The organism is Sphingobacterium sp. JUb20 (assembly GCF_004342035.1).
Lineage (GTDB): Bacteria > Bacteroidota > Bacteroidia > Sphingobacteriales > Sphingobacteriaceae > Sphingobacterium > Sphingobacterium anhuiense.
The window spans coordinates 30,426-44,757 of record NZ_SLYV01000015.1; the positions used below are offsets into that span (position 1 = coordinate 30,426).

At 37.9% G+C, this 14,332-nt stretch carries 9 protein-coding genes; 6 read left to right on the forward strand and 3 right to left on the reverse strand.

Annotated elements, in window-relative coordinates; all coding sequences use genetic code 11:
• Window position 1: 1 nt before the first annotated feature.
• The 3 genes from EDF66_RS21905 (at window position 2) to EDF66_RS21915 (ending at window position 7,507) form a co-directional block, all read left to right on the forward strand.
• Entirely contained in the window at window positions 2–3,349 is a 3,348-nt protein-coding gene (locus EDF66_RS21905) for a SusC/RagA family TonB-linked outer membrane protein (protein WP_132845066.1), read from the forward strand.
• 20 nt (window positions 3,350–3,369) lie between these two features.
• Window positions 3,370–4,899, forward strand: a complete 1,530-nt coding sequence (locus EDF66_RS21910) for a SusD/RagB family nutrient-binding outer membrane lipoprotein (protein ID WP_243656114.1) — start codon at window positions 3,370–3,372, stop codon at window positions 4,897–4,899.
• Between the two features lie 127 nt (window positions 4,900–5,026).
• Window positions 5,027–7,507 carry a phosphocholine-specific phospholipase C gene (locus EDF66_RS21915; protein ID WP_132845070.1) on the forward strand — a complete coding sequence of 827 codons (2,481 nt, stop codon included), beginning with the start codon at window positions 5,027–5,029 and terminating at the stop codon, window positions 7,505–7,507.
• 117 nt (window positions 7,508–7,624) lie between these two features.
• On the opposite strand, the gene EDF66_RS21920 is transcribed toward EDF66_RS21915, so the two are convergent.
• From EDF66_RS21920 to EDF66_RS21930, 3 genes are all read right to left on the reverse strand, one after another.
• Window positions 7,625–7,990: a response regulator gene (locus tag EDF66_RS21920; RefSeq protein WP_021188089.1), complete on the reverse strand. Its 366-nt coding sequence runs from the start codon at window positions 7,988–7,990 to the stop codon at window positions 7,625–7,627.
• 102 nt (window positions 7,991–8,092) lie between these two features.
• Window positions 8,093–9,571, reverse strand: a complete 1,479-nt coding sequence (locus tag EDF66_RS21925; protein WP_132845072.1) for an ATP-binding protein — start codon at window positions 9,569–9,571, stop codon at window positions 8,093–8,095.
• A 157-nt stretch (window positions 9,572–9,728) separates the two neighbouring features.
• Entirely contained in the window at window positions 9,729–10,844 is a 1,116-nt protein-coding gene (locus EDF66_RS21930; protein WP_132845074.1) for an acyltransferase family protein, read from the reverse strand.
• 163 nt (window positions 10,845–11,007) lie between these two features.
• Between EDF66_RS21930 and EDF66_RS21935 the strand changes: the two genes are divergently transcribed.
• From EDF66_RS21935 to EDF66_RS21945, 3 genes are all read left to right on the forward strand, one after another.
• On the forward strand, window positions 11,008–12,222 hold the full coding sequence (locus EDF66_RS21935; RefSeq protein ID WP_132845075.1) for a DUF763 domain-containing protein: 1,215 nt from the start codon (window positions 11,008–11,010) through the stop codon (window positions 12,220–12,222).
• A gap of 480 nt (window positions 12,223–12,702) precedes the next feature.
• The gene (locus tag EDF66_RS21940) at window positions 12,703–13,071 is read left to right on the forward strand and encodes a DUF488 domain-containing protein (RefSeq protein WP_132845077.1); all 369 of its coding nucleotides are present in this window, start codon (window positions 12,703–12,705) and stop codon (window positions 13,069–13,071) included.
• 41 nt (window positions 13,072–13,112) lie between these two features.
• Window positions 13,113–14,327 (forward strand): trans-sulfuration enzyme family protein, encoded by a 1,215-nt coding sequence (locus EDF66_RS21945; protein ID WP_132845079.1) that lies wholly within the window; start codon window positions 13,113–13,115, stop codon window positions 14,325–14,327.
• Window positions 14,328–14,332 lie beyond the last annotated feature (5 nt).

Below are 14,332 nucleotides of genomic sequence, written 5' to 3' on the forward strand. Positions count from 1 at the left end.
TATGAAAAAAACCAATTACTATTTTAAAATTATGGGAACAGGGATCCTTCTTCAAGCACTTGCCTTACAGGTTATGGCGTCCCACGCGATGCAAGAGGAAGGGATTGGGTCTGTGATCACCAGAGTGGAAAAGAAACTCAACATCAAATTTGGCTATGATGCTTCTATTTCCAATCAACAGGTGCGCGAAAATTCAGATTTAAGCAAAGTAAACAAAAGCAACATCGCGACTTTCATCCAGACGATTTCTAACGGGGAGTTATCGGTCAACAAAATTGACGACAAGATGTATGTGATCACCAAGAATGGTGCTTTGAAAGGTGTACAAAACAATCTAATCACAGCTAGTACACAGCAAAGTGACACAAAAGGTAAAGTCATCGACCAGGAAACTGGTTTACCACTAACCGGAGTAACGATCCGCATTTTAGGAACAACACATGCAACTAGTACCGATAATACAGGTGCTTTTAGTTTAAAAGTAACGGATCCTAATGCTGTTGTTCAGATTTCTTATATTGGATACGGTACTGTAGAAATACCATTATCACAGATTTCATTGATCAGATTGCAAAAAACGTCTTCAGAATTACAGGAAGTGGTAGTTACAGCACTCGGAATCAAAAGGGATAAAAAATCATTGGGTTATGCAACCCAAAATATTGGTGGGGAAGAATTATCAAAGGTAAAAGGGGTTGATATCGGAACGACATTAACCGGTAGAATTTCAGGTGTCCGTGTATTAAACAGTACTGAATTTAATACTACTCCTGCTATTCAAGTACGCGGTTTAAATCCGATTCTTGTTATCGATGGTGTACTTTATGAAAATATGACCTTGCGCGATATCCCGACAGATAATATCGCTGATATGAATGTTCTTAAAGGTGCTGCAGCAGCCGCTCTTTATGGAGAAAGGGGTTCTGGAGGAGCGATCATGATCACGACTAAAAAGGGACTGAAAGAAAAAGGGGCTGAAATAAACGTCAATAGCAATAACATGTTCTTCTCTGGTTTTCTTAAACTACCCGAGGTGCAACATTCCTACTCGTCTGGAGAGGGAGGAAAATTCAACAATAACGATTATGTCTGGGGAGATAAAATGGATATTGGCAAAATCTATTCACAATGGAATCCGATGACCAAACAAATGGAGGATCAGCCTCTCACCTCTCGTGGGAAAGATAATTTCAGAAACTTTCTAGTTCCGTCCTTTATTTCGAATAACTCACTGAGCTTTACAAATCAGGGTGAAAACGGAAGTGTCCGTACATCCATAAGTCACATATACAACAAAGGGCAATACCCAAATCAACAGTTGAACTTAACCAATATTTCGGTAACGGGAACAACCAAATTAAGCAATAAAGTCGATCTAGAAACAAATCTTGGCTACAACCGCAATTCGTCCAGCAGCAATTTTGGATCGGGTTACAATAATCAAGGTTACATCTATAATATCTTAGTTTGGACCGGAGCAGAATATGATTTACGAGATTATCAAGATTATTGGCTGGTAAAAGACCAATCCCAAAATTGGATGTACAAAGGCTGGTATGACAATCCTTATTTGACTGCTTATGAAAAAACAACACCGGAGCTGATCAACAAAATTAACGCAGCAGTTACCTTAAATTATAAAGTTAATGACTGGGGTAAAGTGATTGTGCGTTCGGGATATGATTATTATGGTAAAGAAAGAACACAACAAAACCCGATGGGTATTTACGGTACCCGTGGAGGATTTGAAGGTTTTGGTGGATTTCATAATAAAGGAAAATTCCAGAATGCACAGTATAATGGATTCAGTTCTAATTCAGATATCCTCTTTACCGCAAAGAAAACTTGGGGTGACTTTGGATTTGACGGAATGGCGGGTGGATCGGTTTATTACAAATTAGATAAAACGAGTAATTCATCTACCGTTAATGGCCTATCGATACCAGGTTATTATTCTTTACGGAATTCCATTGACCCGATCAGTACCGTTCAGAGTCGTTCGGAATTGATGACCAATGCGCTATATGGACGATTAGCTCTTTCTTGGAGAAATGCTCTTTTTATAGAAGCTACTGGCCGTAATGACTGGTCATCGACTTTACCGGAAGAAAACCGCTCCTATTTCTACCCTTCACTTTCCGCAAGCGCATCACTAACTGATCTCATAGATTTTAAACTATCGTGGTTAGATCAATTTAAAGTAAGAGGCGCATGGGTAGTTACCAAAAAAACACCTAAACCGTATGAGGTAAGACAGGCATTTTCAATCAGTAATAACGTATGGGATGGCTATCCGACAGCTTCTTATCCGAATTCAATAAAGGATTACGCCATATCACCTACACAAAATGATTCTTATGAGTTCGGTTTCGATTTTGCCGTTTTAAAAAATAGAGTTTTTGGTAATTACACCCGTTACTACCGTCTTGAGCATAATATAATGCATAAAGCTCTTATTTCTAAGATGACTGGATTTCAAAATCGTCTGATCAATACGAAGGAAGAGATCATGACGAAAGGGCATGAAATCACCGTAGGAGGAACACCGATAAAAAATACCGATTTTCAATGGGATATTATTGGAAACCTATCTCAAAACATGAATTACTTCCATAAGCTGGATCCACAATATTCACTTGATGCCATGTATGTCAAAGAAGGTTTGAGAACTGATTACATTATCTCCTCAGACTGGGAAAGGTCGCCAAATGGAGAAATTGTACATAATAGTTCGGGAATGCCTATATCTGGAAAATATGCTGGTCAACTGATTGGCTATACAGCGCCAAAATGGTTTTGGGGTTTATCAAACCAATTTCGGTATAAAGACTTCCAGCTATCTTTGAGCATCGATGGACGCGTTAAAGGGATGTCCTATTCCGGCACAAATGCCCGTCTATGGCAAACTGGTGCTCACCCCGACTCGGATAACGAATATCGTTATGAAGAAGTGGTCAATGGCAATAAAACATATATTGCTCCAGGTGTAAAAATCGTATCGGGAGGTGTGACCTATGATAAGTATGGTCAAGCTGTGGAAGATACAAGGGTGTTTGCACCGAATGACAAAGTAGTATCGTACGAATCATACTGGAAATCTGCATATTCTGGCCGTCGCAATTATTGGGATGAAACTTTTATCAAATTGCGCGAACTTTCTTTGAGTTATGCTGTACCAACAGCATTTACAAACAAAATGAAAGCTAAAAAAGCGAGTATAGGTATCACAGGGCAAAATTTATTTCTGTGGACTAAAGAATATAAATATGCTGATCCGGATGTAGGATCAGAAGATTTAAGCTCTCCTTCTTTACGCTATATCGGATTTAATATTAACCTGACTTTTTAATGCAGACCAATTATACCATCATGAAAATAAAAAGTACATGGATAACAATGGCTACTTTAGCTCTTGTTAGTCTTTCAAGCTGTTCTAAATTTGACGAAATAAATACCAATCCTGAAACACCTGAAAAAGTAAAATCGTCGATGCTGGCGACGCGGATTATTCTGAACATCAGTAATCAGTCCAGTCAAAAAAGTTTTATGCAACCGTATCTTTTAACAAAACAGATTGTTTGGACTGAACTTGTTGAAGGCTATCAATATAATGGCTTAGATACAATGGAGATGACCTTAACATCCATAAATGACGCTCACTTTATGGGTAAATTTGCATCCAGTGAAGCGCTTAAAAGCTCTTATGACGGCTTAATGCATTTTGCGCGTGCCATCAAATTCTATGATCTGACGATGAGTCTTGGAGATATTCCTTACACCGAAGCTCTTCAAGGTGAATCGGATAAAGTGTATTTTCCAAAATACGATAGTCAAAAAGATGTATTTTTAGGTATCCTGAAAGAACTGGATCAAGCAGATCAATTATTTGCTGCCGGAACAAAATTTGAAGGAGATCCTTTATATGCCGGTGATGTGGCTAAATGGCGTAAACTTATTAACAGCTTCCAGTTGAACGTACTGATCCAGTTAAGTAAGAAAGCTGATGATACTGATCTAAAAATTAAAGAACGATTTGCAAGTGTATTGGCCGGAAAACCTATTTTCACTTCAAACTCAGATAACTTTCAATTGATTCGATCGGATAAAAGTGGTCAGGTATATCCTTTTTATAAGGTAGGAAATAACTTTGTCATTTATCCGATGGTATCGGATGAAATCATCAGCCCATTGAAAGCACTAAAAGATAGAAGATTATTTTTCTATGCAAATCCTGCAGCAGCCCAACTTGAAAAGGGTTTACAGCCAAATAACTTTGATGCCTATACAGGAGTTGATCCTTCTTTACCTTTTGAAAATCTGAGCGGAATTGCAAAATCTAAAGATTTTTCAAAACTCAATGATCGCTATACAGAGCTGGTAACAGGAGAACCAACACAACAGTATAGTTATGCACATCTCTGCTTCGTAATTGCCGAAGCAGCCTCTCGAGGCTGGGTTAAAGAATCGGCTGTTGATTGGTATAAAAAAGGAATTGAGGCCTCCATGAGTTTCATTGCTAGCAATACACCGGCTACAAGTCAATATACACACGATATGCCTATGGATGCCACTTACATAGCAAATGCAACAGCGCAATATGCGGCAACATTTCCTGCAAATCAAGAAAAACAAATCGAGGCTATTATTAATCAAAAGTATTTAGCCAGTTTCTTACAGGCACGCATAACGCCGTACTACGATTACAGACGTACAGGTTATCCAAAATGGAAAATCAATCCTGCCTCTAGTTTAAATGCAGACGCTCCTACTAAAATTCCGGTACGCTGGCGTTACCCAAGTGTAGAGTTTCAAAATAACAGTGCAAATCTGGACGAAGCATTGAAAAGACAATTTAATGGTGTTGATGACATCAATAACCTAATATGGATCTTGAAATAAACGTTAGCAAATGATGAAACTGTGGGAGAAAAAAATCTTCCACAGTTTTTTTTGAAACCTAATCGTTACATAACATACTTACAAATTCTTTTTACTTTTAAACCTAATTAAGACAATAAAACACGAAATGGACAATAGAAGAGATTTTTTAAAGAAAGCCTCCCTTTTAGCTGGAGCGATGGGTTTAGAATGGGGATTGCCCGACGCCATACAGAAAGCGATGGCAATCGAGCCTCTTGCCGGATCTAGTTTTTTAGATGCGGAGCACATTGTCATGCTTATGCAGGAAAATCGTTCATTTGACCATAGTTTTGGTACGCTGTCTGGTGTACGTGGTTATGGAGACCCTAGAGCAATACAATTACCGAATGGAAATCCAGTATGGTTACAATCTGGAAAAGATGGAAAAACGTTCTCTCCTTTCCGGTTGGATATTAAAAGATCTAAGGCGGCCTGGACGAGCTATCTACCACACTCCTGGGAGAATCAATCTGCTGCACGCAACCAGGGAAAACACGATAATTGGATCGACGCAAAACGCTCTGACTATAAAGATTTTAGAGATATACCTTTAACAATGGGTTATTATACACGGGAAGATAATCCATTTTACTATGCATTTGCTGATGCTTTCACAATCTGCGATCAAAACTTCTGTTCTTCAATAACCGGTACGACAACAAACCGACACTTTTTTTGGACAGGTACCTGTGTACCGGGTAAAGGAGAAAAACCATTAGTACGCAATTCGGATATTTATTTTAACCGCTGGGCGAGCTGGAAAACATTTCCAGAGAAACTTGAAGCGGCGGCTGTATCTTGGAAGGTGTACCAAAATGAAATAAGCATACAATCTGGCCTACAAGACGATGGGTTATTGGGCAATTACACGGATAATAATCTGGAGTGGTTTTCACAATATCATATAGAATTTAAGGAAAGTCATTTAGCATTTCTAAAGAAACGCGTAGCAGAGCTTCCTGCTGAAATCGCTGATATAGAGAAGCTGCTTCAGGACGGTCAAGCAACAAGTGTACAAAAAGAACAGAATAAACTGAAGCAAAAGAAAGAACAGCTACTAAGTTTTAAGAAAAAGCTTGAGTCATTAACACCGGAAGCCTTCAACAAGCTATCACCATCAGAACAAGCCCTTTTCCGTCGTGCCTTCCAAACAAATGAAAACGACCCGAATTATCGCGAAGCCATTACCGTAAATGAACAAGGTACAGACATTCGGGTTCCTAAAGGTGACGTATTACATCAATTTAGACAAGATGTAAAATCGGGAAACCTACCGACTGTCTCTTGGTTGGTCGCCCCAGAATATTTTTCAGATCATCCTAGTGCCCCCATGTATGGTGCATGGTTTACTTCAGAAATTTTAAACATATTAACTGAAAATCCTGATGTCTGGCGTAAAACAATTTTCATCTTAAATTATGATGAAAATGATGGTTATTTTGACCACGTTCCTCCTTTTGTAGCCCCGAATCCTGCCGATCCTACTTCTGGAAAAGTATCGCCTGGATTGGATATTTCTGGAGAGTATGTCAGTCTGCAACAGGAATTGGACGCAGGTGTTGATAAGGAAAATGCCACCGAAGGACCTGTCGGACTAGGGTACCGTGTTCCTTTAGTTATAGCTTCCCCTTGGTCTAAAGGTGGGTGGGTCAATTCCGAAGTTTTTGATATTACGTCTACTATTCAATTTATTGAGCAATTCGTAAATAAAAAATATGGTAAAAATATCCATGAAGATAATATTAGTTCATGGAGAAGAGCAATTACTGGAGATCTGACATCTGTCTTTCGCACTGCTGTTTCAGGCAATGCTAAAAATCTTCCTTTCTTGGATCGTAATGCGCAAATTCGTGCTATTGATGAAGCTAAAAAATTACCACTGCCTAATAACTATCATCAATGGTCTGAAGTAGATATTGCGCAATTGAAACTTCATAAAAAAAACAATTCGTTATTAGCGAAGCAAGAAAAAGGACAACGACCATCTAATGCACTCGCTTACGAACTACATGTGCATGAAAAAATTGATAAAAAAGAGAACAAAATTAATTTAAAACTAGAAGCAGGGAATTCCATTTTTGGAAAAATGGCGCTAAGCAGTCCATACAATGTATACGCAGGCTCAACTTATAAAGGTGGCGTGAAGTTTTGGCCTTTTGCTGTTCTTGCTGGAGAATCTCTAGATTTCAGCTGGAATTTATCGGACTTTAAAGACCATACCTATACTTTAACAGCCTATGGGCCGAATGGATTTATGCGCGGATTTAAAGGTAAAGATGAAACGCTACAGGTACAGTCTTCTTATGAATTGGATAAAGCAAATCAGGCAACAGGTAACCTATTGATCACTTTAATAAATAAAGGAAAAGAAGCCTTACTTATTGAAGCAAAAGATAATGCATATAGCAACTGGCGTAAAAAAGTATCATTACCTGCAGGAAGATCGATCACTTGGAAAATTGACACACACCAACAATCTGGCTGGTATGATCTCAGTTTACATGTAGTCAATACAGCTTTCGAACGCCATTTTGCAGGCCGTGTGGAAACTGGAAAACATTCAAAAACAGATCCGCAATTAAGTTAGTTCATTACTATAATCCAATAATAGTCGATCCTGTAATCTGAACGACTATTATTGGATTATTTATCTTTGCCCTTTCTCAAAAGTGATTTTATCAAAGGTTTCTAAGTAATTCAAATGCTACTCCAGATATTTAGCAACAATATTTTCAAGATCTTCTAAATCAAATGGCTTAGCAAGATAATCATCTGCACCTGCATCTGCTGCAAGAGACGCGATATCACTATTTGCTGTAACGTAAATAACGGGTATATGTTGAAATAAAGGATGTTGTTTCAATAGTTTTGTTGCTTCTTTCCCTCCAATATCCGGAATCCAATTGTCCATCAAAATCAAATCGGGTGTCAGTTCAGCAACCTTCTCAATAATATCGTGAGAGGTCTCAGATATGGCAATATGATATCCCGCATCTTCTAAAATAATGGTCACAATTTCTAAAATGGAAACATCATCTTCAAATATTAAAATCTTCTTTCTATTATCCATGGCTCTATCTTTAAACTGTTCGTGCTAATTTTTTTTGTAGTATGTTCTTTTTCATCAAGGGTGATACTGAGGTTTCTCACATTTTTGGAAACTCTGGTAATTTTAGTGTACTACTCTTAAAGGAAGTGTAAAATAAAATGTGGTACCTTCACCTGCTTTACTCGTCATACCATATTGTCCCTCATGTTGACGGATAATTTCTGCACAGATATACAAACCCAATCCCAATCCCTGAAAGCGTACCGAAGTCTCCTCTACCCTATAAAATTTATCAAATATTGGCGCTTGATTTTGAGGCGGAACACCAATACCAAAATCTTGCACACTGACTTTCACTTCCTTATCATCCTTTTCCGTATGAATTATAATATGGTCAGAATCTGGTCCATACTTAATTGCATTGCTCATAAAATTGATCAAAACTTGTTCTATACGCATCTCGTCTCCAAAAATCGGGATTTCCAATTTTTCACCTGTGCGTTCAATATTTAATATTCTCTTTTCCTGAGTCTGATGCATCGTATCGACCACTGTATCAATCACAGCATCTAAATCAAAAAATTGGTGATCGACGTATAATTTACCATTATCAATTTTTGAAATATCGAGCAGGTCTGCAACCAAAGTACTTAGTTTATTTAATTGTCCTTCAACCCGGTTCATATATTTATATGCTTTTGAATATGGCTCGTCTTTTAAAGAACGATTCAGAAGTTGCACATAACCACGCATGCTTGTAAGTGGTGTTTTTAACTCATGCGATGCAATACTTAAAAATTCATCTTTCTTTTGTGAAAGCTGTTTTTGATCATCAATATCTGTAAAAGTACCAACCCAATGGGTAATGAATTGATCCTCTTCAATAGGTACAATTCTTAAAAGATGATAACGGTAAAGTTGTGCATCTAGAGGTTTTATTCGAACCTCCATTTCCAGAGCAGTTCCTTTTTGAATGTGTGATCTTAAAGTTACCAGAATAGCTGGATCATTTGGATGACATTCTGGAAAATCATTTTGCGTCCTAGAAAAAGTAAACCAGTTACGATTAACAAAATCAATCCTCCCATCCGGTGTTACCGTAAATGCTATCTGTGGAAGAGCTTCTAATATCAAACGTAAATGATTGGCTTTGGCGGCTAACGAATATTGGGCTTTTTTACGGCGTTCAATTTCGGCCTTTAAATCTTCTTGCACGGCATTAAGAACCAAAGTCTGTTCATATAGTCGATAAAAATTTTTTACTTTGAGCAGTAATATATCCATATCAACTGGTTTGGTCACATAGTCAATACCGCCAGATTTATATCCCTGTTCTATAAATCTCTTGTCACGATTAGCTGCTGATAAAAATATAATCGGAATATCTTTGGTTTTGCTATACTTTGCCAAGTGATCAGCCACTTCAAATCCATCCATATCGGGCATCTTTACATCAAGAATGATAAGCGCATATCGATTCTTAAACGTCTTTCTCAATGCTTCGTCTCCTGAAAAAGCGGTATCTACACTAAAACCTCTAGACTCTAACAGTTGTTGCAAGGAATAGATATTCTCTGGTTTATCATCAACAATTAAAATCATAATTTAGTTCTTCTACTATTTGACTGTTTTTTATTTTAGGTATTAAATAAACTGTTTGTGTGCCGTAAGTTTATATAATCCTCCACGATAGTAAAATCAAAAATCAATCCAAATAGTTGCCATCTACTAGGTTAGCGAAAAAGATATAAATCACATTTTAAACCTTCACGAAATACTTATTTTTATACAACAGGTATAAAATCAGAAATACGATATAAAAATTTCCGGTAGTTAATATGATTGGAGCAAGTTCCGGCCACTGGTTCTCTAAACCAAATGTCAAAGAATGAACTACTGATCTGAAGTTAACAAATTCACCAATAAAATAAGCAACAATAGAATTCATGCCATATATTTTTAACCATCTAAAGGGCTTAACCACCTTTTTAACATCAATCACATAATAAAATATAGCCATCAGAATAAAGCAGATTCCACCTGAAAACAAGGTCATACTACTGGTCCAGATACGTTTAATAATAGGCATTTGAAAATGCAATAATACTCCTAACAATAAACATATAAAACCGATAGCGATCAAATCACGAAAAACTCTATTGGGATTAATACGTGTATTTTCTTTAATGATTTTACCTGCAAAACAGCCCATCATCACGGTAACTGTAAAGGTCAAACTGCTCCATATCCAAGAGTAATCATAGGTGTCTGAAAAATCCCAAATGCCCTGATCCCAGTACACTCCATCCATCCAGGAACCTAATATTTTTTTATCCACACGAATTGCAAAATTTTCTTGCGGGCTATAATTGCCGTCCAGTACAAATGGGATAGCATATATAATCAATAAACAGACACTCAAAGTAATTACTTTTCGTATCGGCAAATTAAAGTAAGCTAATGAAGTGAATAAATATCCCACAGCTATGGCCTGCAATGTATTGGAATAAAGTTTGAAATAATGCCAATCAAAACTCAGTAGATTTCCCTGTATAATCATCCCTAGGAGCCAAAGAATAGCAAAACGTCTAAAAATATGCCTATATATCGGTCCAACAGGTTGCCCGATCTTACTGTCAAGAGAAAAAGGAACAGTAACACCGGTCATAAATAAAAACAAAGGCATAATCAAATCCCATAATCGGAAACCTTCCCAAACTTCATGATCAAATTGATACAAAAAGGCATGATAATAAGAATTGTCCCATACCTGACCGATCGCGACTAGCACAGGTTGTAAAGCAACCAATAAAAATAAGTCAAATCCCCGTAGAATATCCAGTGACTCCAGTCGCTGTGATTTTTGGTCTTGCATAATTAAGTTTAGTTTAGGAGTGTTGTTTTCTAAGCGAATATATACAATGAAGACGAATAAACAACTGTTGCTATAGCCATTTTACCTGGTAAATCAAGATATAAAAAAATGAACTGTAATTTTTATTTACTACATTTACACTAATAATATTAGCAAAAACAACATGAAACGTTCCGGGACAGCCGATTTACCGCTTCACTATGGAAAAGTGCCTGCTTGGCTTTATGAACGTATGTCGGCTTTGGGACTTTCTATAGTAGAGGCAATTTTAACGGAATATGGTAAAGATGAAGTACTTCGTCGTTTGTCCGATCCATTTTGGTTTCAAAGTTTTGGCGCTGTACTCGGTATGGACTGGCATTCTTCCGGTATCACCACATCGGTAATGGGTGCTTTAAAACGAGCCATCAATCCAAATTCCACATCTTTAGGTCTATACATTTGTGGCGGAAAAGGTAAGTTATCCAAAGAAACCCCAATGGAGCTATTGCGGGTAGCCGATCATGCTGGTCTAGCAGGACAGGAATTAGTGCGTGCGAGCAAATTGACTGCAAAAGTGGACAACACCGCAATACAAGATGGATACCAATTGTACCTGCACAATTTCATTGTGTCCGATAAAGGAAATTGGACAGTTGTCCAACAGGGAATGCATGATCATGATGGGACTGCTAGGCGTTACCATTGGCATTCGGAACAATTAAAATCTTTCATCGATGAACCGCATACCGGTATTAACGGTATATCACAGGGGCGAATATTAAACCTAACAGCTTCGGGCGCTTCTTCCAATAGACAGGGAATTCTCGCCATTGCAAAAACAGATCCTGCAAAAACAATACAAGAATTTGCACATTTGATCATGCCTACAAGACACGATATCCAATCTTCTGATGTTGATCTTAAAAGGCTTGGCGCCTTATTATATGTAACTCGTGAACTACAGACCGACAATTTTGAAGAACTGTTGCTTTTAAAAGGTGTAGGCCCCCGCACCATGCAGTCCCTAGCTTTGGTCAGTGAGGTTATACACGGTGGTCCGGCCCGTTTTCAAGATCCGGCCCGTTTTTCATTTGCACATGGTGGTAAAGATGGCCACCCTTTTCCCGTGCCAATAACAATATATGACAATAGTATTGCTGTTTTAAGAAAAGGAATAGAAAAATCAAAATTGGGACAGTCTGATAAATTACGTACGATCAATAAACTGCATCAGATTGTTCTTCAGGCTGAGGCGAATTTCAACCCTCAGTTTGATATTCAAGAAATCATTGAGCAGGAACGACGAGATTCCTGGAAATATGAAGGTAGAACTGTCATGGGAAAAGCCCAGAAACCCGACCCAAATAAACCAGGCATTCAACTATCTCTTTTTTAAACTGATACTGCACTTAATTTCCAACAAGCTTCATCCATTCTCGCTAAAAACGAATCAGATTTCCTATCAATAAAGATGGAAATAAAAAGCTCCGAAATGGGGTTTCGGAGCTAACTAAACATAAATTGACCAAAGTAATAACAACTAATTACGTGTCATTTTCTACTTCTGCTCCTTCACATCATTTTATATCATTTTACCATCGTGTTCAAGGTAAATTTCAATACGATCATGTCATGATATTCGGTCTAAAACAAATATCGCATGTATAATCGTTTGCGACTTACCACAATTACTGAAATAGGTATACAAATTACTTTTTAACATGCTTCATAAAGTGTGACATCGACTGCAATCTATTAATAGTCGATGTCCTTTTCCATATTGATTCCTTTACCAATGAAATAAATAAGCGGTTTGTACTTATATTAATTATGCATAAATAGATTTGCTATCAGGATTTATCACTAAATTTAAACTATGCGACCAGATATAAGTATTAAACGTATCTATGAAGAAACCGATAGTCATGACGGTTATCGAGTTTTGGTGGATAGACTATGGCCAAGAGGTCTTACTATAGAAAAAGCTCATATTGACGAATGGGCTACTGAGATTGCACCTTCTACCGCAACCCGGCTCGCCTATGCTCATGTTCCGGAACGATGGGAAATCTTTAAAATCCAGTACAAAAACGAACTCCTAAATAATGAACAGTTAATTTCTTATCTGGATAAATGGGAAGAGCATCCCATCATAACATTACTTTATGCTGCTAAGGATAAAGAGCACACGCATGCGCTTGTATTGCAGGAATATCTGATATTTTGCTACAATTCCCGAAAGTAATTTTAATAATAAACTCATCATAAACCTAAAACCTACACCCAATGAATAAAAAAAGCATCGATTTTGGAACACTTGCCATACATCAATTGCATACTGATGGTCACCATTCTCATTTAGCACCCATATATGCCAGTTCCACTTTTACTTTTGACAGTGCCGAACAGGGTATGCGAAGATTCTCCGGTGAAGATTCTGGTTATATTTACTCCAGGTTTGGAAACCCAACTACTGATGCCACAGCTCAAGCTATAGCCGATCTTGAAACTTGGAAGATCTTAAATGAAGACGGAACGCCAATGCGCGCCAGGGCGCTGTTAACCTCAAGTGGACAGGCGGCGATGGCTACCTTATTTATTTCTTGCTTAAATGCCGGAGATGCACTATTGGCTACGCCTTCTCTTTATGGTGGCACTCATGAATTTATCACGAAAATGCTTCCTAAATTTGGGATCAAAACCTATTTTTCGGATATGACAGATGTTACTGAACTGGAAGCACTTTTGAAAGCAAATCCCGAAATTAAGCTTGTTCATTTTGAGTCCCCCGCTAATCCAACGATGCAATGCATCAATATTGAACGTGTTGTTCAGATTTCAAAAAAATATCAGAAGCTAGTTTCTGTAGACAACACTTTTGCAACGCCTTATTTACAACAGCCATTTAAATATCAGGTGGATTTTATTTTTCATTCCACTACAAAGTTTTTAAATGGACACGGTAGTGCAATCGGTGGTGTCCTGATTGGCCGTGATCTAAATGCCATGCAGACTTACGTGCACCAGACACATAAATTACTGGGTGTAAACAGTAATCCATTTGATGCATTTTTAGTTTTGCAGGGAATAAAAACGTTACCATTAAGAATGGAACAGCATTGCCGAAATGCCATGGATGTAGCCTATTTTCTGAATAATCATCCGGAGATTGCTAACGTACATTATAACGGTCTACCGAGCCACCCAGATTTTGAAATTAGCAAGAAGCAGATGCGACATGCGGGATCTGTCATGAGTATTGAGCTAAAAGGTGGATATGAAAAATCAATTGATTTTGTCAATAAGCTACAGATATGTACACGAGCTGTTTCAATCGGCACTGTAGATACTTTGGTCTCGCATCCGGCCTCAATGTCGCACGCTGGTATTCCTCGGGAAATCAGACTGAAAACCGGTATCACGGATGGTCTTATCCGCATCAGTGTTGGTCTGGAGTCCATCGAAGATTTAATTGCAGACCTCGAACAAGCTTTGCAATAAACTGA

Coding starts and splice junctions, on each gene's coding strand:
- EDF66_RS21905 (WP_132845066.1), top strand. CDS start 2: ATGAAAAAAACCAATTACTATTTTAAAATTATGGGAACAGGGATCCTT.
- EDF66_RS21910 (WP_243656114.1), top strand. CDS start 3,370: ATGAAAATAAAAAGTACATGGATAACAATGGCTACTTTAGCTCTTGTT.
- EDF66_RS21915 (WP_132845070.1), top strand. CDS start 5,027: ATGGACAATAGAAGAGATTTTTTAAAGAAAGCCTCCCTTTTAGCTGGA.
- EDF66_RS21920 (WP_021188089.1), bottom strand. CDS start 7,990: ATGGATAATAGAAAGAAGATTTTAATATTTGAAGATGATGTTTCCATT.
- EDF66_RS21925 (WP_132845072.1), bottom strand. CDS start 9,571: ATGATTTTAATTGTTGATGATAAACCAGAGAATATCTATTCCTTGCAA.
- EDF66_RS21930 (WP_132845074.1), bottom strand. CDS start 10,844: ATGCAAGACCAAAAATCACAGCGACTGGAGTCACTGGATATTCTACGG.
- EDF66_RS21935 (WP_132845075.1), top strand. CDS start 11,008: ATGAAACGTTCCGGGACAGCCGATTTACCGCTTCACTATGGAAAAGTG.
- EDF66_RS21940 (WP_132845077.1), top strand. CDS start 12,703: ATGCGACCAGATATAAGTATTAAACGTATCTATGAAGAAACCGATAGT.
- EDF66_RS21945 (WP_132845079.1), top strand. CDS start 13,113: ATGAATAAAAAAAGCATCGATTTTGGAACACTTGCCATACATCAATTG.